Annotated in this window: 20 protein-coding genes; 11 read left to right on the plus strand and 9 right to left on the minus strand. The window is 40.8% G+C overall.

Annotation, left to right across the window (positions count from 1 at the left end; genetic code table 11):
• Nucleotides 1–70: 70 nt before the first annotated feature.
• Entirely contained in the window at nt 71–559 is a 489-nt protein-coding gene (gene ispF, locus AC4CU2_RS07830) for a 2-C-methyl-D-erythritol 2,4-cyclodiphosphate synthase (RefSeq protein WP_004979990.1), read from the plus strand.
• Here the strand turns inward: ispF and AC4CU2_RS07835 are convergent.
• The 7 genes from AC4CU2_RS07835 to AC4CU2_RS07865 form a co-directional block, all read right to left on the minus strand.
• The gene (locus tag AC4CU2_RS07835; RefSeq protein ID WP_004693352.1) at nt 547–1,071 is read right to left on the minus strand and encodes a protein tyrosine phosphatase family protein; all 525 of its coding nucleotides are present in this window, start codon (nt 1,069–1,071) and stop codon (nt 547–549) included. The two genes, ispF and AC4CU2_RS07835, sit on opposite strands and share 13 nt — an antisense overlap.
• Before the next feature lie 56 nt (nt 1,072–1,127).
• Nucleotides 1,128–2,219 carry a 3-deoxy-7-phosphoheptulonate synthase gene (locus AC4CU2_RS07840; protein ID WP_010326598.1) on the minus strand — a complete coding sequence of 364 codons (1,092 nt, stop codon included), beginning with the start codon at nt 2,217–2,219 and terminating at the stop codon, nt 1,128–1,130.
• A 139-nt stretch (nt 2,220–2,358) separates the two neighbouring features.
• The gene (locus AC4CU2_RS07845) at nt 2,359–3,255 is read right to left on the minus strand and encodes a sulfite exporter TauE/SafE family protein (protein ID WP_490768578.1); all 897 of its coding nucleotides are present in this window, start codon (nt 3,253–3,255) and stop codon (nt 2,359–2,361) included.
• A 103-nt stretch (nt 3,256–3,358) separates the two neighbouring features.
• Complete coding sequence (locus tag AC4CU2_RS07850) at nt 3,359–4,030, minus strand: hypothetical protein (protein WP_490768579.1); 672 nt, start codon at nt 4,028–4,030, stop codon at nt 3,359–3,361.
• An 80-nt stretch (nt 4,031–4,110) separates the two neighbouring features.
• Complete coding sequence (locus tag AC4CU2_RS07855; RefSeq protein WP_490768580.1) at nt 4,111–4,446, minus strand: hypothetical protein; 336 nt, start codon at nt 4,444–4,446, stop codon at nt 4,111–4,113.
• The gene (locus AC4CU2_RS07860; RefSeq protein ID WP_490768581.1) at nt 4,443–6,002 is read right to left on the minus strand and encodes a PepSY-associated TM helix domain-containing protein; all 1,560 of its coding nucleotides are present in this window, start codon (nt 6,000–6,002) and stop codon (nt 4,443–4,445) included. Before AC4CU2_RS07860 ends, AC4CU2_RS07855 begins: the two co-directional genes overlap by 4 nt.
• 357 nt (nt 6,003–6,359) lie before the next feature.
• The gene (locus AC4CU2_RS07865; RefSeq protein WP_490768582.1) at nt 6,360–8,519 is read right to left on the minus strand and encodes a TonB-dependent siderophore receptor; all 2,160 of its coding nucleotides are present in this window, start codon (nt 8,517–8,519) and stop codon (nt 6,360–6,362) included.
• A 245-nt stretch (nt 8,520–8,764) separates the two neighbouring features.
• Here AC4CU2_RS07865 and lpxB point away from each other — a divergent pair, with 245 nt between their 5' ends.
• A complete protein-coding gene (gene lpxB, locus AC4CU2_RS07870; protein ID WP_490768583.1) occupies nt 8,765–9,937 on the plus strand; it encodes a lipid-A-disaccharide synthase in 1,173 nt (390 codons plus the stop codon).
• Nucleotides 9,938–10,006: 69 nt separating this feature from the next.
• Here the strand turns inward: lpxB and AC4CU2_RS07875 are convergent, their stop codons facing one another.
• Both AC4CU2_RS07875 and AC4CU2_RS07880 read right to left on the minus strand, forming a co-directional pair.
• The gene (locus AC4CU2_RS07875) at nt 10,007–12,211 is read right to left on the minus strand and encodes an OsmC domain/YcaO domain-containing protein (RefSeq protein ID WP_490768584.1); all 2,205 of its coding nucleotides are present in this window, start codon (nt 12,209–12,211) and stop codon (nt 10,007–10,009) included.
• 282 nt (nt 12,212–12,493) lie between these two features.
• Complete coding sequence (locus AC4CU2_RS07880) at nt 12,494–13,426, minus strand: helix-turn-helix transcriptional regulator (RefSeq protein WP_490768585.1); 933 nt, start codon at nt 13,424–13,426, stop codon at nt 12,494–12,496.
• A gap of 169 nt (nt 13,427–13,595) precedes the next feature.
• Between AC4CU2_RS07880 and AC4CU2_RS07885 the strand changes: the two genes are divergently transcribed.
• The 9 genes from AC4CU2_RS07885 (at nt 13,596) to AC4CU2_RS07925 (ending at nt 25,483) form a co-directional block, all read left to right on the plus strand.
• The gene (locus AC4CU2_RS07885; RefSeq protein WP_490768586.1) at nt 13,596–14,792 is read left to right on the plus strand and encodes an alkane 1-monooxygenase; all 1,197 of its coding nucleotides are present in this window, start codon (nt 13,596–13,598) and stop codon (nt 14,790–14,792) included.
• Between the two features lie 167 nt (nt 14,793–14,959).
• A complete protein-coding gene (gene ybaK / locus AC4CU2_RS07890; protein WP_490768587.1) occupies nt 14,960–15,427 on the plus strand; it encodes a Cys-tRNA(Pro) deacylase in 468 nt (155 codons plus the stop codon).
• Between the two features lie 418 nt (nt 15,428–15,845).
• Nucleotides 15,846–17,630, plus strand: a complete 1,785-nt coding sequence (locus AC4CU2_RS07895) for an IucA/IucC family protein (protein WP_490768588.1) — start codon at nt 15,846–15,848, stop codon at nt 17,628–17,630.
• Entirely contained in the window at nt 17,623–19,074 is a 1,452-nt protein-coding gene (locus tag AC4CU2_RS07900; protein WP_490768589.1) for a lysine N(6)-hydroxylase/L-ornithine N(5)-oxygenase family protein, read from the plus strand. The genes AC4CU2_RS07895 and AC4CU2_RS07900 overlap by 8 nt, the downstream gene beginning before the upstream one ends.
• Entirely contained in the window at nt 19,071–20,906 is a 1,836-nt protein-coding gene (locus AC4CU2_RS07905) for an IucA/IucC family protein (RefSeq protein WP_490768590.1), read from the plus strand. The genes AC4CU2_RS07900 and AC4CU2_RS07905 overlap by 4 nt, the downstream gene beginning before the upstream one ends.
• A gap of 28 nt (nt 20,907–20,934) precedes the next feature.
• Nucleotides 20,935–21,579, plus strand: coding sequence for a GNAT family N-acetyltransferase (locus tag AC4CU2_RS07910; protein WP_005399548.1), 645 nt, complete (start codon nt 20,935–20,937; stop codon nt 21,577–21,579).
• On the plus strand, nt 21,576–21,956 hold the full coding sequence (locus AC4CU2_RS07915) for a hypothetical protein (protein ID WP_114837024.1): 381 nt from the start codon (nt 21,576–21,578) through the stop codon (nt 21,954–21,956). Before AC4CU2_RS07910 ends, AC4CU2_RS07915 begins: the two co-directional genes overlap by 4 nt.
• Nucleotides 21,944–23,203, plus strand: coding sequence for an MFS transporter (locus tag AC4CU2_RS07920; RefSeq protein ID WP_490768591.1), 1,260 nt, complete (start codon nt 21,944–21,946; stop codon nt 23,201–23,203). Before AC4CU2_RS07915 ends, AC4CU2_RS07920 begins: the two co-directional genes overlap by 13 nt.
• A gap of 15 nt (nt 23,204–23,218) precedes the next feature.
• Nucleotides 23,219–25,483, plus strand: a complete 2,265-nt coding sequence (locus AC4CU2_RS07925; RefSeq protein WP_490768592.1) for a TonB-dependent receptor — start codon at nt 23,219–23,221, stop codon at nt 25,481–25,483.
• Nucleotides 25,484–25,549: the final 66 nt, after the last annotated feature.

Consider the following 25,549-nt stretch of genomic DNA (forward strand, 5'->3'; position numbering starts at 1 on the left):
TTGTAACTATAGCGAAAGAGAAAGCGTGAATACAAGATTTCAATCATTTATTTCTTAAAGGAAACTGAGCATGGTTGCACATATTCGAATTGGACAGGGACTTGATGTACATGCTTTTGAAGAGGGTGAATTTGTCACACTGGCAGGTATTCAAATTCCACATACACACGGCTTAAAAGCACATTCAGATGGTGATGTGGTTTTGCATGCTTTAACAGATGCATTATTGGGTGCGTTGGCTTTAGGCGATATTGGTCAGCATTTTCCCGATACCGATCCTCGCTTTAAAGGAGCAGACAGTCGAGTATTACTCAAACATGTCTATCAGCTTATTTTAGATCGTGGTTATCAGTTGAATAATGCCGATATTACTGTGGCATGTGAACGTCCGAAGTTGGCGCCGCATAATTTAGCGATGCGCCAAAGCATTGCAGACGTTCTCGATGTTGAAATCACGCAGATTAGCATCAAAGCAACGACCACGGAAAAACTGGGCTTTACGGGTCGTCAGGAAGGTATTTTATCTACAGCGACAGTGCTGATTTCTCACGCAAAATGATCAGGATTGATCATAGCTAGCTTTAATTCTTGTGTTGCTTTACGACCTTGAAGTTGTAAGGCAACAGCATGCGTCAAACCTGTCCATGTGTCATTTGGTTCCCAAATTTGATGCATGGCCTCATGTGCGGTTGGCATATCAATATTCATATAATATTGACGATATAAATACATCAAACTACTGACGCGATAATTTTCTGAACAATGAACCCAAATAGTTTGTTCTTGAACCAAATGATCAATCATATCTAAGACCAATAAGCATTGATCATCAGAGGGTGTATCCCATGAAATCGGCACATGTATATAGTTTAAACCGAGCTCTAAACAGATTTGATCTTCATTCGCTAAATAGTTATTGCTATTACTGAGCGCAAGATTGATGACTGTGTTTACGCCATACTCTTTAATTTGCTGTAATTGCTCAGCAGTCGGTTGTCCAGAAGTAAACAAATGCTCGTGGATAAATTGAAAGTTAAGTGTTTGGCTTAAGTGTGTTTCAATAGCGTTCATAATTATTTCTTAATCTTAGAATGAAAAACGCCATCCGAAGATGGCGTTTTAAAAACTTAACGGTTCGGTAAAACGTCTTTGAGTGCTTCGTGCATCTCTAGTAATACCTTTTCTGTGGTATCCCAGTCAATACAACCATCGGTTACTGACTTGCCGTATTCAAGATCGCATAGGTTTTCAGGAATTTCCTGACGACCACCTTTAAGGTGACTTTCAACCATAATGCCGATAATAGATTTATTTCCATCAATAATTTGTTCGGTAATATTTTTCAGAACAAGCGGTTGAAGGAACGGGTCTTTATTCGAGTTTGCATGACTGGTGTCAATCATGATTTTGGTGCTGACTTTCGCTTTAGCCAATGCTGCTTCTGCTTCTGCTACAGAACCAGCATCGTAGTTTGGCTTACCGTTACCACCACGAAGTACCACGTGTGCATACGGGTTACCTGAAGTACGAATCACAGAAACTTGGCCTTGGTTGTTTAGGCCTAAGAAGTGGTGTCCATGTTTAACAGACTGCATTGCATTCGTTGCAACAGTTAAACCGCCGTCTGTACCATTTTTGAAACCTACAGGTGAAGATAAACCTGAAGACATTTCACGGTGTGTTTGGCTTTCAGTGGTACGTGCACCAATCGCTGACCAAGAGATTAAGTCTTGGTAGTACTGTGGTGAGTTTGGATCGAGTGCTTCAGTCGCACATGGCAAGCCTTTTTCATTTAACTCAACCAAAAGTTTACGACCAATGCGTAAACCTTTTTCAATGTTGAATGAGTCATTCATGTCAGGGTCATTGATCAGACCTTTCCAACCCACTGTGGTACGTGGTTTTTCAAAATAAACACGCATTACGATATAGATTGAGTCTTTAATTTTATCGCTTAAAACTTTTAAACGGTCTGCGTATTCGTGAGCAGCAACTGGGTCATGAATTGAACATGGGCCAATCACAACAAAAATGCGTTTGTCTTTACCATCTAAAATATTGCGAATCGTTTCACGACCGTGAAGTACAGTTTGATATGCAGACTCAGTGAGAGGCAATTCAGTTTTTAATTCCGCTGGGGTAACTAGCGGATGAATGCTTTGTAAATTCACGTCATCGATGTCGTTTTGGGTAATAGAGTTTGACTGTAGAGTATTCATTGCCGTCACTGGTTCGATCGTATTAAGTTGCTTTATAAGCTGAATATAACACGGTTTAGCTGATAAAAGGTTATAAAAAAGTCGAATGAATCTTTGAAAAAAAAGTGATGAATCTTAGGTTTATTTTAAATCAGAATGCCTACACTGAGGCATTCTTAACTGTTGAAATTTGAACAACTTGAGCAGTTTCGGCAGGTTTCACAGGTTTGGCTTTGATCGGATTTAACATGAAGTTGACACCCAGCGCAAACAGAGTAATACCCAACACTTTACGGATGATCTTTTCAGGAAGGCGTGAACTAATCAGTGTTCCAATAATAATTGCTGGAATAGACCCCACCAATAACCACATAAGGAGGTGGAAGTCCACGTTGCCTGAAGTCATGTGACCCATACCTGCAACGAACGTAAGTAACACCGCATGCACAACGTCAGAACCAATAATACGAATCATCGGTAGGTTGGGGAACATAATCACCAAAGCCATGATTCCGAAAGCACCTGCACCAACTGATGACAGTGTCACGAAGACCCCAAGAACCACACCCATCATCACAATGTACTTACGTTTATTGCTGGTTTGAAGCTGAACTTTTTCTAAGTCTTCAGTCATGTCTGGCAGTTCATCTTTACGTAATTTGTTGAAAAATTTTTCAATTTGATTACGGAAGACAATTGATAAACCTGTAATGGTCAACATGAAGCCTAAAACCATGGTGAGCACGGCTTTATAGTGGGTAGATTGGCTCAAATAGTTGTCGAGTACCCAGTGCGTTGCAAAGGAAGCAGGAATACTGCCAATTGCCAGCCAAAGCACAATCGGCCACACAATATTTAGTTTTTTGGCATGTACAAATGAACCACAAAATTTTGAAATTGCGGCATAGAGCAAGTCTGTACCAATGGCAATGTGAGGCTCGATTTTAAACAGGCTAATGAGGATCGGTGTCATTAATGAACCACCACCCACACCAGTAATTCCCACACAAAAACCGACTAAAACACCTGCGAGAATAAATTCGAGTGGACCAAACATTGTTATATGCCAAAATATCAAAAAACGTGCATATCTTATGACGTTTTTATATAAGTCGTTGTCTTGATTGTTGATTTACTTATTCTAAAAAGAGATATAGGAGTTATTGTTTGAGCTGTATACGTGCTTTTATTTTTAAGCCTACAATTGTCAGCAACCACCATAGATTGAGACTTATGAGTGTTCGTAGAACATAAAGAGGGGCTAGCTGATGCTTTTTCCATTGCTCAAAATTCGCTGCGGTCGAGCCATAGGTCATATCTAATTGCTGCTGAGGTGGATCAACTAATGTGATCTGTTGAATAAACACCTCCTTTTTGGTGTTTTTTAGATTCCAAAAAATACGCTCTAAATAGTAAACCTCGACCTGCTTTGCCGTAAATTGGTGACGATGTGATGACTGGTCACATAGTGTTTGAACAGGTTCTCCCATCAATGTGCAGTTTGCGATCCATAAATGATGCTGTTGTTTAAATTTCAACGCGCTGATTCGTCCTTTACCGACTTCAACGGTGAATTCATCAAAGGTTTTACTCTGAATCTGAGTGCGGATCCAGCTGTTCGGGAAACAAATAAATACAAGCAAATTGAAAATGAGGGAAATAAAAAGTGTCCAGCCAAAATGACGCTTCGACCAACTGCAGAGCTGTTGAAAGGGGGTGATGATTTCTTGTTGTAACCAATCTAAAGCTGAACGTAATGTTTGTCCCGTGAAAAGAGGTTTAAAAGTGTTTATTATTGAGCGTGTTATAACTAAAAAATCACGATGCTTCAACTTAAATGATTTTGATTAGGCTCTAAAATTCTGTTGCAATGGTTCTGGTTCATATATTTATATACACCTTTATATTTGGCTCATGAACCAAATATAAAGGCATGTGAGTTAAAGTGTAAGTTATTATTTAAATTGAGTTTTTTTGGTTTTAAGTCATTGATACTCAGAATCAGTATAAAAAGTATCGGGGTTGCAAATATAAATAAACTGACACTTCCCACACCGCGACCCGTGTATTGAATCAATAAAAATAATGCCACAGCCAGCACAGCAAAAGCTAAATATCGGCAGATTTGATAATGTTCTGCACACTTGGCCCAACGTGACTTTTGAGTTTTTGGACGCTGCTTATCGCTCACCAGAAATAACACATAGCATGCGAAAGTGATGAGAAGTCCTGCAATCAGGTAGATCATGAGTTAGACTCCTGAACTGTAGGGTTGGCATATTTATTCTGAATTTTTTGTACAGCTTTTTGTTGAATGGGCTGGATTTTTTGATGTAAGAAAATAGCCAATATCGCAAGGCTGATGATCATAAGATCAACTCGCAAAAATAACCAATATTCATGTAAGTCATGCACATATTGATGGCTGATTAAATAGTAAAGGTTGAAAATAGGCAAAGATACAGCCAGTAAAATGAAGACTTTCAGTTGAGTTTTCCAGAGGTGTTGCTGTGGAGTGAACAATGCAATGACTAAACTGAGTAACCAAGTGCCGAAAAATGCGTAAATTTCGTAGTTGGGGTGACCAGCTTCTAACTGAAGTAAACGGTTTGCACAAAGATAACTGAGCATGGCAATTGGCAAGCCAATGATGGCAGTCGTATTTAGGCGGTTAACCACATAATGTCCAAAGTGGAAACTTTGTTTTTTATTTTGTAGCTGACGTTTTAAGCTCCAGAGTAAAAGCCCAGATGCAATCATGGCACAGCCTAAAAGCCCTGAGAAAAATAACGCAAAGCGTAATAGGGGCTGTGCAAAGTGTGCCATGTGTAAACCATAGACTCCATTATTGAGCGTGGCAATTGCACTATTATTTCGAGTGTCTCCGAGCAGGGCACCAGATTCGCCGTTAAAGCTGAGTTGGGCTTGGTTTCGCGTGATGCTTCGGTCAGTTGACTCAACCAAGTTCACCTGAGCGATATTGGTATTGGGGTGTTTGACCGTAATATTGTCAATTTCTGTTTTACCCCAACGCTGCTCAGATTGTTGTATGAAGTATTCAATTGGTCGCATCGTAGCAGGTGTCGGTTTAGCCTCAGAGCTGATACTAATATTTCTAATTTCATCAAAATATTGGAACGGTTGCTCTGGATAAAGTTTCTTCATGCCATTGGGGAGAATGAGATAAAAGAAAATGGCTAAACCAGTGAATGTAATGGTCAGGAAAAAGGGCAAAGCAATGACAGAGGTGACATTGTGAAAGTCTAGATACGAGCGTTGCCCTTTGAAGGCTCTTAGGGTAAAGAATTCGGTGAATATCTTTTTGTGTGTGATGATGCCTGAAATGAGGATGATCAACATTAAGAAGGCAGCAATCGTGACTAATAGCCTACCGATAAAATAGGGCACACCATAAAGCTGGTAGTGAAAGCCATAGAAAAATTCACCGCCTTGGGTTGCAGACAAGGTGACTTCTTTACTTGTGTTTGCATCCAAAGTCTTATTTTCGTAGCCACCATCGGCCTTTTGCCAATAGATTTTATTAACAGGTGAACTAGGACTAGCTACGCCGATATACCAACTTTGTGCATCTGCAGCATTTTTTTGTAAGTATTGATATGCCGACTTCATCGCAGTATCTTGTTTGACCTGCATGGTGGCAAATTGCGGTTGCATCCACAAATTTATTTCATGACGATAATAGGTCGCAGCACCTGTTAAAAAAATGGCAAATAATAACCATCCCAGTGTTAGTCCAAGCCAAGAGTGTAGCCATGCCATTGATTGGCGAACAGATTTTTGCATGGTTTAACCTACGAACTTCAGCAATAGAAAAAAGCAAAGGGAAAGAGAAATAGTTGAAGCGCTTAACTTTTTCAGGGATTGAACACAAAAGCTCAAAATGACAAAAATGATAAAGAAAATAAGAGATAGAAAAGCCGCCAAATAAATGGATTCTGCTTTAGCTAAGTGAGGGTAAAAACTAAGGGTAAGCAGTTCTGATAACATGGATGTACATAAATAGCCTAAGCCAAATGAGATCAAAAAACGATATAAGATCGATAGGGGATATTGAAATTTATGCATGACGAACCATTTAACCCAGAAAAAAGCGCCTCAGTTTCTGTGCTGTTAAATAACAGAAAACAAGGCGCTATTGAATCAATATTTGAATTTTACAGCAACACTATAGTTGGCAGGTGCACCATAAAAACCTTGTGCATCTGGGAAATTAAATAAATATTTTTCATCAGTGATGTTATTGCCATTGGCTTGTAAGGTGATATTTTTATTCACTTCATAGCTTGCCATCACATTGACTAAAGCATAAGCATCTTGCTGAATAATGCCTGATTTTTGAGTCACAACGCCGCTAGCATTAGTCGTTTCAGGAACATCTAAATAAGTTTTATCTTGCCACTGGATGCCTAAACCTAATTTTAATTTAGGGATTTGTGGGATTTGATAAGTTGTCAATAAATTAAAAGATTGAGTAGGGTTAAAGGTACGAGCGTCACCACCATTAATTAAATCTTTCAAACTTAATTGGGTATAACCAAAACTGAGATTTAAATGATCTGTGAGCTGTCCTGCAAGACCAAATTCATAACCTTGTGAACGTAAGTCACTGACTTGAGTTTTACGTGTTGTTGGTAAGCCATCTGAATTACGTAAAGGATAGTTACTTTCTTCAGTACGGAAAATAGCCATTGTTGCAGTCAATTTATCATCTAGCCACGAACTTTTTACACCAACCTCATAGCTTTCACCTTCGATCGGTTTATTAATACCACCATCTACAGCTTTAGTCGTTTGTGGGCGGAAAATTGAGCTATAACTCATGTACCCTGTATATTCAGGAGTGAAATTATAAGTGATGCCTGCATAAGGCAAAACTTTATTTTCATCATAAATAGTGTCTGCGCCATAACTTGTGCCTTTGCTTTCAGTTTGCACATAGTTTGCACCTAAAAGCAGCCTTAAATCATCGTTTAAATGCAGACGTGTCGCCGCATAATAGCTTTGATTTTTTTGCTTCATATGCATTTCACCACTGGTTTGAGAAAAATCCCAAGTCGGTTCAGGAGGTGTCCAGCTGGTTAGGTCCGTAGTGAGGTGATTAGCATAACTACCACTATAGCCTAATTCATTACTGTCGTTTTCAGACCATGAATATCCGACAGTGGCTTCATGCCGTTGTCCAAATAATGGATAAGTCCCTGAAAAATTAAGATTGGCTTGGCGAGCTTTATTATCATCTAAATATATACCAGGCCATAGGTATACCCCTGAAGTGCCATCGGCACTTGGGTTACCCGATAAAAACAGGAGTTTTGAATTCCGTGTTGTATGCTTTTCATCATAAGAGAGTTTTGCAACCCAATCACCACCAAGTTTTTGCTGTAACTCGGCAAAATAATTTTTGATATTGGTATCCCAATAGGTCCAATCAGGGCTGTAGTTATAGTCTCTTGAATAATCTAACTGCTCACCTTCAGTATTAATCAGTGGGTTTGCGCCCCAGTTATTACCATTCGATTTATTGTTAGTTTCGGTATAACCCGCAGTAAATAACGTTGAGTCAGTGAGATTTGCTTCAATAATTGCACCAAATCCATTTTTCTCAAGTTCATAGTTATCTAAATAACTATCACCCGTTTGCTCATAACCAAATACACGGCCACGAATTTTACCATCTTGGGTTAGCGCAGATGACACATCAGCTTCATAACGTTGCGTATTCCAAGAACCATAGCTTGCATTAAAAGAAGCCTGTAAGTCTTGAGTCGGGCGTTTACGGATCATATTAATGGTTGCACTGGGGTCACCTACACCATTATTTAAAGCATCTGCACCTTTTACCACTTCAATTCGATCAAACAAAAAACTGTCTGGGTTGTCATTATTATAGTTATAACTTTCTAGAGGAAAACCAACACCGTCTACAAGCACATTTGAAATTTCAAAACCACGTGCAAGATAAGTTGTACGATCAGTTTCCTGATTACTCACAATGACGCCAGGAACATTACGCAAAACCTCACGTGTACTATTTAGTGCGAAGTCATCAAGTTGTTGACGTGTCACAACATTGACTGTTTGAGGTGTTTCTTTGAGTGGGATATTTAGTTTAGTTGCACTAGTGGATTGTTGAACAATATAGGATTTAGACTGTTCAGAGCTTTGTGTTGCTTGATCACCAGTGGCTTGTACAGTAATTGTTGCTAAGCTTTGAGCGTCTTGTGCAAAGCTATACTGAGCGCTAAGTATAGCTAAACTAATGATAGAGAGCTTAAAACCGCGAGAGGAGATATTGGACATTTATAAATACTAATGAGAATAATTATTAATAAGTTTATTGTTTGTGTGTGAGTTTTACAAGATATTTACAATTGAAAAAATAAATCAAAAGAAATCTTTGATTGAGGCGATATGAAGTGGTTAAGGGTTTATGAAGGCCATTGATGTAAGTTGACTGCACTTTATCATTGTTGCTTTAACATACCCACGCCAATCTAAAAGACGCTATGTTATGATGCATGGGTTGAAAAATAAGGAATAATGCTTTGCAAATTCGGAAACTTAAAATTGGAATCGTAGTGGGTGAAGTATCAGGTGATACTTTAGGTGCTAAACTTATTCGCAGTTTTCGTGAGCAAGGAATTGATGCAGAATTTGAGGGTATTGGTGGCCCACAAATGATTGCAGAGGGTTTTAATAGCTATTATCCGATGGATATTTTGTCGGTCATGGGGCTGGTTGAGGTTCTTAAAGACATTAAAAAGCTTTTTGCTGTTCGTGATGGACTGGTAGAGAAGTGGACCGTCCATCCTGTCGATGTATTTATTGGGATTGATGCGCCAGATTTTAATTTGCGCCTTTCAAAAAGTTTAAAGCAAAAACAACTGCCAATAAAAACCGTGCAGTATGTTAGTCCTTCCGTTTGGGCATGGCGTCAGGGACGGGTTCATGGCATCAAAGCTTCAATTGATTTGGTATTGTGTTTATTTCCGTTTGAAAAAGCATTTTATAAAAAATGGGATGTTCCTGCTGCGTTTGTAGGACACCCCTTGGCGAGCCAATTGCCTTTGGAAAACCCAATTTTACAAGCCAAAGAAGAACTGGGTTTAGATCTGACCCAAAAGCATATTGCCTTATTGCCGGGAAGCCGACGTGGTGAAATTGAAAAGCTCGGTCCACTGGTTTTAGATGCTGCAAAATTGCTCTACGCCAAATATCCAAACTATCGCTTTGTGATACCAGCAATCAATGATGCACGTAAGCAACAAATCGAAGCTTTGCTTATTCAGTATCCAAAAGCACTGGTCGATCAAATTGACTTGCTTGAAAACTCAGGCACCGAGTCGAAGATTGGGCGTCAAGTTATGAACGCCGCTAATATTGTAGCTTTGGCTTCAGGTACAGCAACTTTAGAAGCTATGCTGTTACACCGACCAATGGTGACCTTCTATAAGTTGAACTGGCTCACCTATCATGTGGTGAAATTCTTGATCAAGATTCAATATTATTCATTGCCGAATATTATTGCAGGCAAGAAAGTGATACAAGAATTAATTCAAAAAGATGCAACGCCTGAGAAATTGGCGGCTGAAATTGAAAAATTAATGAATATTGAAACCGCACAGATTCAGGCTATGCAGCACATTACCATGCATAAACAGTTACTTGCAGGTAATAGTGAAAACCCTGTTGAGGCGATTTTAAATATTTTAGATTAATTCTCTTTAAGACATCGTGATAGTGCAGTGAGAAACTACCCAAACGTATTTGGGTTGTTTCTTTTTATTTTAAGGTTTTAGTCCAACAGCCTTGGCACGTGCAGCGTGTAACTTTTTATAACTGTCGATTAAACGTAAGTGACGGTCCAAACCTTCAAGTTTCATACTGGTTTCTGTTAAACCATAGAAACGAATACGACCTTCAACTGTGCCTATTACCGCATCCATACGTTCATCACCGAACATACGGCGGAAGTTTGCTTCATACTCTTCCAGTTCCATTTCGTCATCCAGCATTACTTCGAGCACCACATTCATGCATTGGTAGAACAGACCACGTTCAACGGTATTGGTGTTGTATTGTAAGAATGCTTCAACCAAGTCTTTCGCTTCCTCAAACTGCTCTAATGCAAGATAGATGAGTAGTTTAAGTTCAAGCAGAGTCAATTGACCCCATTCGGTATTGTCATCAAACTCAATCCCGATCAAAGTCTTGATTTCAGTATAGTCATCTAGCTCACATTCTTCTAAACGTTCAACCAGCGCTTCGAGTTGTTCGTTGTTTAAACGGTGTAAGTTGAGGATGTCTTCACGGTAAAGCAGTGCTTTGTTGGTGTTGTCCCAAACCAAGTCTTCAACCAAGTAAATTTCTGAGTAACCGGGCACCAAGATACGGCACGCCGTTGCGCCTAAATGTTGGTAAATCGCCATATAGACTTCTTTGCCCATATTTTCCAAAATACCGAAAAGTTCATCAGCCTCATCTGCATTTGAGTTTTTGCCTTGATTGGTAAAGTCCCACTCGACAAAGTCATAGTCCGATTTGGCACTAAAGAAACGCCATGACACCACACCACTTGAGTCAATGAAGTGTTCAACAAAGTTATTGGGTTCAGTGACCGCATTTGAGCTAAATGTTGGGCGAGGCAAGTCGTTCAGACCTTCAAAGCTACGACCTTGAAGTAGCTCAGTTAAGCTACGCTCAAGCGCAACTTCAAAGCTTGGATGTGCACCGAAAGAGGCGAATACACCACCTGTACGTGGGTTCATTAACGTCACACACATCACAGGGTATTGACCGCCTAGAGAAGCATCCTTCACCAGTACAGGGAAACCTTGCTCTTCTAAACCTTGGATGCCCGCTAAAATGCTAGGATATTTCGCTAAAACCTCTTGAGGTACATCTGGCAGGGTCAGTTCACCTTCCAAAATTTCACGTTTTACCGCACGCTCAAAAATTTCAGATAAGCACTGTACTTGTGCCTCAGCTAAGGTGTTTCCTGCACTCATGCCGTTACTAAGGTACAAGTTTTCAATCAAGTTTGATGGGAAGTAAACCACCTCAGCATCAGACTGGCGAACAAAAGGTAAAGCGCAAATACCGCGCTCAGTTTTCCCTGAGTTGGTGTCGTATAAATGCGTACCTAGCAGTTCTTCTTCAGGGTCATAAATTTCAAGGGTGTACTCATCCAGTACACCTTCAGGCATTTCACCATTTGGACCTGGCATGAACCATTTTTCATCTGGATAATGCACAAACTCGGCATTGGCAATGTCTTCACCCCAGAACTGGTCGTTATAGAAGAAGTTACAGTTCAGACGTTCAATGAACTCACCCAGCGCAGAAGCTAAAGCACTTTCTTTGCTTGAGCCTTTACCGTTGGTAAAACACATTGGCGATTGAGCATCACGAATATGTAAAGACCACACATTTGGTACAATGTTACGCCAAGAAGCAATCTCAATTTTCATGCCTAGACCAGCCAAAATACCTGACATATTGGCAATGGTTTCTTCTAAAGGCAGATCCTTACCTGCAATGATGGTGCTGGTTTCAGAAGCAAGGCTTGGAATAAGTAGGGCTTGTGCATCGGCATCAATGCTTTCTACTTCTTCAATAATAAACTCAGGACCTGTTTGAATCACTTTTTTAACAGTACAACGGTCGATAGAGCGCAAAATACCTTGGCGATCTTTTTCTGAAATATCCGCTGGTAGCTCAACTTGAATTTTGAAGATTTGTTTATAGCGGTTTTCAGGGTCAACAATGTTGTTTTGTGACAAACGAATGTTGTCGGTTGGAATGTCACGTGCCAAACAATACACTTTGACAAAATAAGCCGCGCAAAGCGCAGAAGATGCTAAAAAGTAGTCAAATGGACCGGGTGCAGAGCCATCACCTTTGTAGCGAATCGGTTGATCGGCAATGACTGTAAAATCATCGAACTTCGCTTCTTGGCGAAGATTATCGAGATAATTAACCTTGATTTCCATGCTGGCACCTAAATTTTCTTATATGTCAGCATGGACATACAAGAGATAAAATATTGAAAAATAAGCCGAATCACGGATGAAAACTGGACTTAAAAAAGTGTGGCTAGAGCGAAAAAGAACAAACAAGCAGTGGTTTGAAGCCATCTCTAGCAAGGATGCGGGATATTATAGTGTGATTTTCACAAGATGCTAATCTTTGTCTGCAAGTTCAAGGTATTTATCTCGGTGCACAAAGACATAAGCAAAGTGAAGACTGCTATTAAACCATTACGGACGAGTATTTTAAGTTGGGTGTTGATTATTTCTATATTGGCTTGGGCTCATTTGATACTGTCGTTTAAAGCTTTGGCTAAAAGCCGTTTCTGAGTTGTATCCTACCCGATGTGCAATTTGCTGAATTGTACCTTGTCCATTACGCAGGTATTGGGCGGCTAAACGCAGACGGTGTTGTTGCAAATAAGCCAAAGGGCTAGTGCCTAAAATTTGGCTAAACAATGTGGCAAATTTAGAACGTGACATACAACACTGTTCTGCAAGGGACTCAACGGTCCAAGGCTGTGCAGGTTCCGCATGAATTTTAGCAAGGGCATTGGAGAGTTCAGGATGAGATAAAGCACTCAGCCAATTGTTCGAGTCTTGCAGTGCATCAATATAATCACGCACACATTCAATTAATAAAATACTCACCAAATGATCCAAAATTTTGTCGCGACCCGGGCGTATACGTTGGACTTCTAGAGCGAGAAACTGTAGTCCAATTTGCAACCATTCAGGAACCGTGCTGAGATCTTTGTGTTGAAGGTGAATAAACGCGGGTAAGGCTTGTACCAACGGACGTGCCATAATGGGGTCCATATGTGCATGTAAGGCCAAGATCACGGTTTTTTGTTGTGTTGCATCACTGCCAAAAGAGACTTCTTTGTGTTGGTTTTGGGCAAATAAGTCAGAAATATCGAATACTTCTAACAGTTGGTCGGTAGTTGAGGAGCGACACTCATGACTTGGTCCCGAAGGGAGTAAGATCAAGTCTCCGACTTCAGCAACAATAATTTGTTTAGCATCTAAACAAATGGTGAATTGTCCTTGAAGTACCGCATAGGCCATCATAGTAGATTGTTCGGTATAGCGAAAAGCCCACTCACCGTGCGGTTTAAGGTAGAGGTACTCAGATTGGTTGAGGTGTATATCTTCAAAAATTTTACTTAAAGCATCCATACTTTACGGTTTCTAGTCTTTATTTCTTAGGCTTAATATTTGATTTAGGGTCAATTTAAGTCATTTTAGGCCAAGGACGATTACGCTGTTTTCTTGGACGTTAGCAACTGTTCTTTATGTCCCATTTCTAGAAATATAAAGGCATAACAAAAAAATTGGAAGAATGGTAATGAATGCATCAGTGAAAATGACGAATCCTAGCGTGGTCGTCAAAAATGCAGCAGGGATCGATAAAAAGCGTTTTGGTTGGTTATTGAGTCCTGGGCTTCCTGTGATTGGCATGGGCATTTTAGCGGGCTATCATTTTGGCCCGAAACCCACCAAGAAAATCTTCGCTTTGGGTGGGCCGCTGTTACTGCATGTGATTATTCCTGCGGTAGATGGTCTGGTCGGTGCGGATGAAAACAACCCTTCAGATGATGAAATTAAGGTCTTGGTAAATGACCCGTACTATGACCGTATTGTGAAATTGTTCATTCCGCTACAAATGGCAGCCAATTTGTTTGCTGGTTATGTGGTGACTCGCCAAAATGTATCGATGCTCGACCAAATATTATTGGGTGTCTCCATGGGGGCAATTAATGGAGTAGCGGTAAATACAGCACATGAGCTGTGCCATCGTCCTAAAAAATCAGATCATTATTGGTCACATATGACTTTAGCGCCGTTGGTCTACAACCATTTCCGCATTGAGCACCCTTATGGGCACCATAAACGTGCTGCAACACCAGAAGACCCTGCTTCATCGAAAATGGGCGAGACTTTTTATGAGTTTTGGCCGCGTACCGTTTTCGGCGGGTTGAAGTCGGCTGTTGAAATTGAACATAAACGCCTAAAACGAAAAGGTCTGTCTTTCTTCTCCAAAGAAAATGAACTGTTTCATGGATGGGCGATGAGTGCTGGTTTTCATGCAGTCATGTTGAAATTGTTTGGTAAAAAAGTGACGCCATATCTGGTGACACAAGCATTTTATGGTGTGAGTCTGTTTGAAATTATTAATTATATTGAACACTATGGTTTAAAGCGTAGCCAAAAAGAAGATGGCAGGTATGCGCGAACTATGCCAGAACACAGTTGGAATAATAACAACATTGTGACTAACTTATTCTTATACCAGTTACAACGCCATTCAGATCATCATGCCTATCCAACCCGCCCATTTCAGGCCTTAAGACATTTTGATGAAGCCCCTGAGCTACCGAGTGGTTATGCCACCATGTTAATTCCAGCGTTAATTCCAAAGCTGTGGTTTAAAATGATGGATCAACGAGTGTTCGACCACTACGAAGGTGATTTGACCAAAGCCAATATTTTGCCAAAGCGCCGTGCTCAAATCTTTAAGAAATTTGGATTAAGTGCTGACTAAATTGTGATATTTCAGCGATAACAAGCTGCATACATAGTTGACATCGAACTTACAGTCATTGATTCGTTGAGTGCCTGTAAGTTCGATGATCATGATAGTCGTACCGCTAAACTTTCTTTTTGAATAGGCATATAATGCCGAGTATGTTGTGAAAATATTGAACAGAAATGACACCTGCAACCAAACTTTTAAAAGCCAATAAAATCGATTTTTCTATTCATGAATATGAACATGATGCCAATGCAAAAAGCTTTGGGCTTGAAGCCGCAGAAAAATTAAATCTACGTGTCGAAGAGGTGTTTAAAACACTTTTAGTGACCGATGAAAAAAACTATTTTGTTGCGATTCTTCCTGTACACTATCAGTTAAACTTGAAAAAAGTTGCACATGCAGTGGGGGCAAAAAAACTAAAAATGTCCGACCCTAAAGATGCAGAACGACTGACAGGTTATTTGGTCGGTGGGATTAGTCCTGTTGGACAGAAAAAAAGGTTAAAAACCGTGATAGACCAAAGCGCAGTACAGTTGGAAAAACTCTATGTCAGTGGGGGGAAGCGCGGCTTAGATATCGGTTTAAAACCTCAGGATTTAGCAAAAGTACTTTCAGCCACTTTTGCTGATGTACTGGATGAATAAAGAACAGTGAAGTCTTCACTTCTTCATCCCTATTTGATTTAAGCGTTGAGCTCTTTTGAGTATTAATTCGAGCACAAATGAAAGCCCATTCAGGGGACTGAATGGGCTTTTCCTTATGAAATATAGGGAAATTTTATAGTTCGAATCAATTATAAATTCATAAACTATCATTTAAAGCTATGGTGTAATTTCGTATAGGCTTTATTAGAAAAACTGATTAAATTCTTAAAAGTATTAAAAAACAATAATATATGTTGGTGTAGTGCGTATATGTCCAAAAGCAAACAAAATTGCAAAGGTAAATGATAATAATTAACATTAACATGTTTTCTGCAGCGTTGGCCAACGTTAACACCTTTAAGAAACATCATTACATGAAATGAGCTTGGAATAAGCTTTAAAAAGAGGAAATGGTCAGATGAAAGAGCTAGCCAATCGCTTGGCGATGCAGCATCTTGTCAATGCATACTCACAAGAAACAGGCAAGGCAAGCTTGTTTGAGAAGTATCAACAAAATTCAACTCAACTCGCGTTTAGCCAAGGTTTGACGCTGTTATCTTTGCCGCTTAGTTTAATCCAAGCACAGCTTTTTGTTCCGTTAAGCTATGTCAGTCGTGTTGGGCGACATCGTATTGCGGCTTTACCGCAAATTTTTCAAAAAGGCCAAAAGCTTAACTTTAGCGCAGTAGCCATGGTCAGTCTGTTACTAGAAGAGTTAGTGCAACAATCCGAAGGCCGTGTCGATGCTGCATCCTTGGTTGAGCGTTGGATTCAAAGTCGTGATGCATTACAACAGTTTTTAAATATTCGGGCAGAGGATTTTGATGCGCTCGTACAGGTTGAACAAGGTTTTATAGAGTCTGAACAGGCTTTGATTTTAGGTCATAGCATGCATCCTGCACCAAAAAGCCGAACAGGTTTTGTCCATGAAGAATGGCAAAAATATTCTCCCGAAGCTTGTGGTCAGACCCAACTGCATTATTGGTTGGTGGCACCTGAATATATTGCAGAAGGAACAGCGCTTGAGCAGGCTTTTTCAATACAACTTAAACAAGAAATCAAATGGCATTTGTCTGAATCGGAACTTGAAACCTTAGCTGCATATGCACATTACAAACTGCTACCACTGCATCCATGGCAAGCCCGCTATTTACAAAGCAAAGTATGGTTTAAAAGTTTAAAGGCTAAACTAAAAATCATCGATTTGGGTGAAAAAGCATGGATATTTTCACCAACCACTTCTGTACGTACTTTGGCGAGATTTAACGCGCCGTGGATGCTGAAACCATCGCTTTCAGTGATGATTACCAACTCTATCCGCGTCAATTTAGCAAAAGAATGTCACCGCGGTGAAATGACGCATCGGCTTTGGCACAGTGAGTTAGGGCAAAGTATTTTAAAACAATGTCCAAGCCTAAAAGCGGTGAATGATCCGGCGTGGATTGCTCTTCAGTTGGATGGTGAAATCATCGATGAAACGATTTGTATTGTGCGTGATCAGCCGTTTACTCCCGTACAGCAAGTCACGTGTATTGCTTCATTGTGTCAGGATCATCCCGTAGAAGAACGTAATCGTTTTAATGCATTATTTGATCAAATTGCTTCTCAACAAAAGTTAAATGATAAAGCACAAATCGCTCATGATTGGTTTAAGACCTTTTTAAACATCAGTCTGAGGCCACTCATGTACGTCTACCATCGTTATGGTATGGCCTTTGAGTCACATCAGCAAAATGTCTTGGTTGAATTGAAAGATGGCTGGCCACAGTGGCTATGGCTACGGGACAATCAAGGTTTTTATTATATCGAAGAACTCGCAGATGAAATTTTACAACAATTTCCAGAACTGCATGATAAAGCCCATGCAGTAGGCTCCAAGACTTTTGTCGATGAGCGCTTTAGTTATTATTTCTTTGGCAATACCTTGTTTGGCATCATCAATGCCATCGGTGCAACAGGTTTTGTTAGTGAGCAAGATTTACTGTCTGTTTTACAGCAACACCTCTTTGACCTGTTGAAGCAGTATCCAGACAGTAGTTTGATTCAAAGTCTGTTGTATCAACCGACGCTGCCTTATAAGGGTAACTTACTGACCCGTTTATATGAACTGGATGAATTGATTGCACCCGTTGAAAATCAGTCTGTCTATATTCAGTTAGCCAATCCGCTATATATCCAACAAGAGGATGCCCTCTATGCTTGATTTTATTGCGATTGGCCTTGGGCCATTTAACTTAAGCCTAGCCAGTTTGTTACATGAAAAGACTGATTTGCACTATCTATTTTTTGAAAAAAAAGCGCAGTTCGACTGGCATGCAGGTATGCAACTTCCCAATACGGTCTTGCAAGTTCCATTCATGGCGGATTTGGTGTCGATGGTCGATCCGACCAGTCCGTTAAGTTTTTTGAATTACCTAAAATCACAGCAGCGCTTATATAAGTTCTACTTCCTTGAGCAGCCGCATATTCCGCGCCGTGAATATAACCATTATTGCCAATGGGTGGCAGATCAACTGGGTCATATACGGTACGAGTCAACGGTGAAGGCCATTTATGCCAAAAGCGAAGGTTTTGAGGTGGTGGTTGAGCAAGGCGGGCGTTTTATTCGTTACTTGTGTCGAATTTTGGTGATTGGTTCGGGCAACCAGCCTTATTTACCTGAATGTCTGCGTAAGTTACAACAACAAGTGCCTGAAAAATGTATTCATTCAGCAGAGTACTTAACCCATAAAAAAGGCAAGCTCAAAGGCAATGTTATGGTCTTAGGCTCAGGTCAGTCTTCTGCTGAAGTCTTTTTAGATTTGTTCGATCAGCAGTATCAACATGACTGTGTACCAACGGCTGACTTTAAGCTGCATTGGCTGACACGTTCCAATGGCTTTTTCCCGATGGAATATGCACCATTGGGATTGGAACATTTTAGTCCAAACTATACCCAACATTTTTATAGACTTTCAGAAACACAAAAAGCAGCGCAGTTAAAAGATCAAGCCTTGTTGTACAAAGGCATTAGTGCCAAAACCATACGTGATATTTACCAAAAACTTTACCACCGTAGTATTGCCTCTGCTACACAAGCAACACATTTGCATGCACAAATTCAGTTGCTTGAAGCTGAGTTACTGGAAAGTCAGCAGATTCGCTTGAGCCTTGAACATACCGTAACCAAGCAACGTTTTTATATGGATGTTGATTTTGTGGTGGCATCTACAGGTTATTACAGCCCTGAGTTTTCATTTTTAAAATACTTAAAGCCCTTGATTACAACAGATCAAGCGGGGCGGTGGACGGTCAGCCAAGACTATCGTTTGCAGCATACAGCAATGGGTGAAATTTATGTGCAAAACCAAGAAATGCACAGTCATGGTGTAGGTACACCAGATTTAGGTTTAGGCGCATTTCGTGCTGCGACCATCGCCAATCAATTACTGGGTTATCAGCTGTATGAGCTGGACAGCAATGAACAGACATTTCAGCATTTCAGCGCTGAGCAGAACCCTGAAATGTATGTGCAGCATGATACATCCACTACACGAACAGCTGCTTTAGCATCATTTAGTTCAAAATCAAAAAATATTGAGCAGCGCAAAATACAAACAGGGTCACATCCCTCTATGCAGCCTTATACATTCGAGAAAATCATATGAGCTTTGCACAACTTCAAGTGAATCAGAAACAGTGGCGTTTGGCAGGACAGCGCTTAATTGAAATGGCGATTGCTGAATTTTTATATGAAGAAATTATTCAAGTAACCCATTTAAAGGACAATCGTTACCAGCTGACGTTGGATGATCAAACCTATACTTTTAAAGCACAAAACTATTTATTGGGACATTGGCAGATTGAGGAGGGTTCAGTACGTGAGTTGAGCGTGGCTGAAGACCTGCCTGCATGGAACTTACATACTTTTATTCGCGCGTTTTCAAATCAAACCGAAGTGAAGCCTTTTACCAAGGCATATCTCATCAAAGAAATGAACAATACATGGTTAGCCGAGGCACATTTATTTGATGAAAGTCGTTTAAGCAGTGAAGCGGCATTGACGGCATCGCATCATGAAATTGAAGGTATGCTCCGTGGTCATCCGTGGTTGATTATGAGCAAAGGTCGTATGGGTTTTGGTTATGACGACTACTTAAGTGCCGCTCCTGAACTTTCACCAACGGTCAAAGTGCTGTGGCTCGCAGTGCATCGTGATTTGGCAGAGTTCCGTTCCACCGAGGAGTGGCAAGCAGGGAGACTTTATCAACATGAGTTAAGTGCAGAAGAACTCGCAAATTTTGAACAAAAATTACATGAGAGAGGTTGCTCTTGTCGTGATTATTTCCTCATTCCAGTACATGCATGGCAGTGGCATCAATGGTTAGTGCCAACCTATGCCAATGAAATCGTGGATCGGCGCATTATTGAACTAGGCGTTGGGCAAGATGACTATGTACCTATGCAGTCGATTCGCACGCTTTGCAATATCAGTCAGCCTGAGCGTCATTATGTCAAATTACCTGTCAGTATCTTCAATACTGCGGTGTATCGAGGCTTACCGTCTAAACGAAACTTAGCAGCTCCAGCCGTCACAGCTTGGTTAAAGCAGATTCAATCTCAAGATTCAGACTTGAAACAGTCAGGCGTTGCATTCTTAGGTGAAGTGGCAACTTTGACTATTCATCAGCCATGTTTTGATGAGATTGAAGGTGCGCCGTATCAGTTTAAAGAATTGTTTGGATGTTTGTGGCGTGAAAGTGTAGACCCAGTGATTGGAACAGGTGAACAGGCACTTTCTCAAGCGGCTTTATTACATCGAGACATCAACGGACAGTCGATATTAGCCGTGTTGATTCAGGCGTCGGGTTTGAGTCCATTACAGTGGTTAAAACGCTTTGCCGAAGTATCTGTTACTCCGCTCTTAATTTGCTTGTACAAATATGGCTTGGCTTTTTCTCCACATGGGGAAAATACCATGCTTATTCATGCCAATGGCGTACCGCAGAAAATGGTGCTGAAAGACTTTATTGATGATATCAATTTGGTTGATGAAGACTTTCCAGAATTGGCCAGTTTACCTATCGAAGGACAAATTTTACTGCGTCATCCTGCGCATGAACTCAGTCATTTTATTTTCACTGGGCTGTTTATGGTGCATTACCGTTATATCTGTAATGTATTCCTACAAGACTACCCTGAGCATAGCGAAGTTGAATTTTGGCAAACCATTTCATCTGTCATTGATGCTTTTCATCAGGCACATCCAGAGTTGGCAGAACGCATCGAAAAATTTGCCATGTTTAGAGCCGAATTTGAAAAAATTTGTTTAAACCGAGTGCGTCTATTTACCACCAGTTACAACGACGAAGCAGAACGTCCTGTCCCGGTATTTTTAGATCCAATTGCCAATCCTGTCAGCCCTGAAACCTTAAAACGATGGTCAGCGCAGGTATCTAAATCAACTGACGATACAACCACAAAGCGTATTGCATCATAAAAAACCAAAAAATTTAGCAGGCTACCATATGAAAACACTTTCACAGCAACTTCCCGATTTCTACGAATACTATGAGAATGAGACGCAATTTTACTTGCGCCAAGTACAGTATCCGCAGGACTTAGCACTGTTACATAAATGGATGCATGAGCCTCATGTTATTCCACAGTGGCAGCTGAATAAGTCTGAAGTTGATCTCGCGGTGTATTTTGAAAAAATGCTGGCCGATGACCATCACCGTTTGTTGATCGTTGGGGTGGATGGACAGGATGTGGGCTATACCGAAATCTATGAAGGCAAGCGTGACCGTCTAGGACGTTATTACGATGGTGATGATTTAGACCTCGGTTGGCATTTATTGTTTGGTGAAAAGTCGGCTTTCGGCAAAGGCTACTTGCGTCCAGTGATGCGGCTATTAGGTTTTTATATTTTTGAAAATGCACCTTCCGACAAAATTGTCGGGGAGCCTGACCACACCGTTAAACCTTATGCCGCAGTAGTGGAAGAAATGTGCTATGAGGCACAGCGCTTGATCCCGATGCCTGAAAAAACGGCCATGTTGTATTACTGCTTTAAACAAAAATTCTATGAAAAATTTGGGGGGTATTTAACTGATTCAAATGCATTTATGCAAAACCATAACCCACTCAATAGGACTGAGGAACTTACATGAGCTATAGCTCAGAACATATACAAATCATGGACATGCGCTTTTCAGCGCATGTTACTGTCGCCGAATTTGAACAATGGCTTAGCCAAGTCGAACGTTTTTTCTTAAAAAAACAGCACTTTGTTTTGGTCATGCAAACCGATATCGGTACGGAATTTCCTGAGGAATATCGCCAACTACAAGCAGCTTGGTACAAAAAGTATAAACAACTTTTTTTTCAATACTGCTTGGGTCTGGTTCGAATTGCACAAGACCCAACCGACCAACAACGACTGAATACACCTTCGCTGCATGCTGCATGGCGGGTGCCTTACTACGTCACACTTGATCATTCTGATGCACTGCAATGGGCAGTGCAGAGGTGGATATGCAAAACCTAAATACACAAAGAGCAACACGCCAAATCTCAGCTTTGAGCTTAGCCGTTGTCATTGTTTTATATCTGGCACATGCCTTACCTTTGTATTTTTACAATGTGGCATTGCCCGCTATTTTACGACATCAGGGGGTAGACTTACGTTGGATTGGAATGCTGTCGCTGCTTTATATTCCATGGGCGTTTAAGTTCTTATGGGCACCACTCATTGACCGGCTTTATATCAAAAAGTTAGGTAAAAGAAAAACATGGCTGCTCTTTACACAAGTAGCACTGGTACTTGGGGTATTGGCCTTGGCCTTTACCCAGTTCTCTTACGGGCTGGTGGTGTTTGTTGTGATTGGTTTGTGGATTTCAAGCTTTGCGGCGACCCAAGACATTGCCATAGATGGTTATACCGTAGAAACTTTTTCAGCGTCTGATTACCGCCTAGGCAGTATGGCTCAGAGTATAGGAGTCGCTTTGGGGAGTATGTTGGGTGGTGCAGCGACATTATGGCTATACCAGTACTATGGCTGGGAAAGTGCATTGGTATGTTTAGCACTTATGACCGCTTTAACGATGTTTGCTGTTTTTTATATTCAAGAAAATACAAACGAACAGACAAATATTGCCAAACAAGCTCCAAGCTTAGTCCGTGCTTTTAAACGCCCTGAAATTTTATCTGCCTTGGCACTGATCCTGTGTTATCGCGTGGTAGAAGCACCGGCAATGGCGATGCTCAATCCAATGTTGATTGACCAAAAATGGACGCTTGCCCAAATTGGGCTACTGATGTCTGTGATTGGAGCAGGTGTTGGTTTGTTGGCTGCTGTGAGTGCCGCATTTTTATTGAAAAAAATTCAGGCTACACAGTTGCTCATTTGGGTGGGGTGGTGTCGAACGGCGTTGTATGGGGTGATTGGTGCAGCCATTATTTTGGGCTGGTTAAACCAGTGGCATTTGCTCTTGGGGGGATTTGTCATTGTCATGCTTGCGATTCGTTATGTCGCGATGACTTCGTTATATGCCTATTTCATGCAAAGCAGTTCCAAAGAACAGGCAGGCACTGATTTCACTATTTTAGTGTGCTTTGAGCTACTGGTTTATTTCATCGGGGGAGCTACATCGGGCTTTTTAGCCAAATCACTTGGCTATGGCAATTTTTATGTGGTGTTGGCGGTTGCGTCTGTAGTCAGTGTACTACTGAGCCAATACATCATTGCACGTCATCAAAAAACTCAACAAAAACTGTTGAATCAAGAAATTTAATAAAAGGACAAAGAAATGAACCGTTTTATGTTACCTATGCAGTTGACTTGTTTAACACTGGCTGTATGTACACAGTTATATGCTCAAGATAACGTTCTAACAAATTCAGCAAGTCAGACAAGCGGTGTTGAAGCCCAACAAAAAGAAACCACACAACTTGCACCGATTGTGGTGACAGCAACCCGCTCTGCAAAGAGTATTGCGGACATTGCGGGCACAGTTTATAGCATCGATCAAGCTGAAATTGAAAAACAGGCCAATGCTGGCAAGAGCATTGCAGATATTTTGGGAACATTGGTTCCATCTCTTACACCGAGTAGCGGAACAACCTCAAACTATGGCATGACCATGCGTGGACGAGTGGTGCAGTACATGATTGATGGTGTACCACAAACAGGTTATCGCGATGGTTCGCGCCAATTAAATAGCATTCAACCGTCAATGATTGAACGTATTGAGGTGGTTTCAGGGGCGACCAGTATTTATGGTTCTGGAGCAACGGGCGGGATTATTAATATTATTACTAAACGTGGTGGTCAAGACCCAATTAGCTTTGAAACTAAAGTTGGGGTGACGGCGGGTAATAACTTTAAATCAGATGCTATGGCCTATGAAGCATCACAAAGTGTCTTATTTAATCAAGGTGCATTGCAAGGAGCTTTCGGTGCAAGTTATACCACACGCGGTGAAATTCAGGATAGCCATGGCAACCGCATAGGACCTGAGGTTGCGCAGACTGACCGCCAAGATACGGACACATTGGACCTCAATGGTCGTTTGACGTGGAATATTTCAGATGAACAAAGTTTAAGTTTTGGTGCACAATATTTTAATGATGAACAAGACAGTGAGTATGGGCCTGATTATGGTCCAAATTTAGCTTATGTAAAACGAGACCCGACTTATACAGCCAGTCTTGCTGCAGTTAAAGGCATGCAACTTGAGACTCAACCTCAAACTGAACGCTATGCGTTTAATACACAGTATGAAAATCAAAATGTATTGGGTCATACCTTAAATGCCGAAGCGTATTATCGTAACGAACAGGCACGTTGGTTTCCTTCAGCTCAAGCCATGGGTGGCGGTTTATACCTCGTTTATCAATCGGAAACAGATATTGATGTGTACGGTGCGCGTGTTGCTTTGCAGAAACAGTTTGATTTAAATGGTCACAATTTGGGACTCAGCTACGGCATTGATTATGAAAATGAACAAGATGAACAAAATATTCAAATGTATGATAGTGCTGCATTTGTTGCCAGCAACGGGCTAAATTATAAACCTTTTAATTATTATGCCTTTGGACCTGATGTAGAAACAGAAAAGTTGGGTACTTTTGTGCAAACGGACTTTGATGTAACGGATCGTTTAGGTTTAAAAGCAGGGGTACGTTATGAGCGTGTAGAAAGCCAAGTAGATAAGTCGACGCCGTATATGGAGGCAATTACAGCGGACTTGCAGCCAGGCTACCAAGCCAAAACTTTAAATGGCGGTAAGGTAAAGCATGATGCGACATTATTTAATTTTGGCGCACTTTATCACTTAACGGATGCTCAACAAGTTTTTGCAAACTTTTCTCAAGGATCAAATTTACCTGATATTCAACGTATGCTTCGTGATGTACCCGCAAGTTTTACTGTGAATAGTCAAACCATTGATCCAATTAAAGTCAATAACTATGAGCTGGGCTGGCGTGTACAAGCTGAAAACGGTTTAAATGCAAGTGTCACCACTTTCTATAATGACTCAGATAAAAGTTTAAAGTTTGGCCGTCCCAACTACACGATTGAAGTACTAGATACCGATGAGCGCGTTTATGGTGTTGAAGGAAATCTGTCATATCGACTGCAGCCAAATTGGACAGTGGGTGGAACCATGGCTTACACCCGCGGACAATTTAAAAATACCGCAGGAAAGTGGCAAGAGCTAGATGCAATCCGTGTTGCACCACTAAAAGGCACGGCATTTTCTGAGTGGCAGTTTAACAATGACATGAGCCTGCGCGTTCAAGCTCTTGCTATTGGTGGTACTGATAAAGCCAAAAAAGATGCTGTAAAGTACGGTTCAACGGTTCCTGCTGAAATTAAAGGCTTTGCAACAATGGACGTCATAGCCAATGCCAAAGCAGGTCCAGGTACGGTCGGATTTGGTGTATATAACGTTTGGAATACGGACTATAAATCAGTCTATAGTCAAGCGGTGGAGTCAGTTTATGGTGCTATTTCAAGCTTACCTGCTCAAGGTCGAACCTATGGTTTGAGCTACACATTAAAATACTAATTGCACAACCAGAGGTAGCTTTCAGCTACCTCTTTGCTTTGTAATCTCGCTTTAAGAAATGGTTTA

The sequence above is a fragment of the Acinetobacter sp. 797_lipA genome (assembly GCF_058243025.1).

Coding starts and splice junctions, on each gene's coding strand:
- AC4CU2_RS07840 (WP_010326598.1), bottom strand. CDS start 2,219: ATGAATACTCTACAGTCAAACTCTATTACCCAAAACGACATCGATGAC.
- AC4CU2_RS07855 (WP_490768580.1), bottom strand. CDS start 4,446: ATGATCTACCTGATTGCAGGACTTCTCATCACTTTCGCATGCTATGTG.
- AC4CU2_RS07845 (WP_490768578.1), bottom strand. CDS start 3,255: ATGTTTGGTCCACTCGAATTTATTCTCGCAGGTGTTTTAGTCGGTTTT.
- AC4CU2_RS07875 (WP_490768584.1), bottom strand. CDS start 12,211: ATGGAAATCAAGGTTAATTATCTCGATAATCTTCGCCAAGAAGCGAAG.
- ybaK (WP_490768587.1), top strand. CDS start 14,960: ATGACACCTGCAACCAAACTTTTAAAAGCCAATAAAATCGATTTTTCT.
- AC4CU2_RS07905 (WP_490768590.1), top strand. CDS start 19,071: ATGAGCTTTGCACAACTTCAAGTGAATCAGAAACAGTGGCGTTTGGCA.
- AC4CU2_RS07865 (WP_490768582.1), bottom strand. CDS start 8,519: ATGTCCAATATCTCCTCTCGCGGTTTTAAGCTCTCTATCATTAGTTTA.
- AC4CU2_RS07910 (WP_005399548.1), top strand. CDS start 20,935: ATGAAAACACTTTCACAGCAACTTCCCGATTTCTACGAATACTATGAG.
- AC4CU2_RS07920 (WP_490768591.1), top strand. CDS start 21,944: ATGCAAAACCTAAATACACAAAGAGCAACACGCCAAATCTCAGCTTTG.
- AC4CU2_RS07895 (WP_490768588.1), top strand. CDS start 15,846: ATGAAAGAGCTAGCCAATCGCTTGGCGATGCAGCATCTTGTCAATGCA.
- AC4CU2_RS07885 (WP_490768586.1), top strand. CDS start 13,596: ATGAATGCATCAGTGAAAATGACGAATCCTAGCGTGGTCGTCAAAAAT.
- ispF (WP_004979990.1), top strand. CDS start 71: ATGGTTGCACATATTCGAATTGGACAGGGACTTGATGTACATGCTTTT.
- AC4CU2_RS07925 (WP_490768592.1), top strand. CDS start 23,219: ATGAACCGTTTTATGTTACCTATGCAGTTGACTTGTTTAACACTGGCT.
- AC4CU2_RS07835 (WP_004693352.1), bottom strand. CDS start 1,071: ATGAACGCTATTGAAACACACTTAAGCCAAACACTTAACTTTCAATTT.
- AC4CU2_RS07900 (WP_490768589.1), top strand. CDS start 17,623: ATGCTTGATTTTATTGCGATTGGCCTTGGGCCATTTAACTTAAGCCTA.
- AC4CU2_RS07880 (WP_490768585.1), bottom strand. CDS start 13,426: ATGGATGCTTTAAGTAAAATTTTTGAAGATATACACCTCAACCAATCT.
- AC4CU2_RS07860 (WP_490768581.1), bottom strand. CDS start 6,002: ATGCAAAAATCTGTTCGCCAATCAATGGCATGGCTACACTCTTGGCTT.
- AC4CU2_RS07915 (WP_114837024.1), top strand. CDS start 21,576: ATGAGCTATAGCTCAGAACATATACAAATCATGGACATGCGCTTTTCA.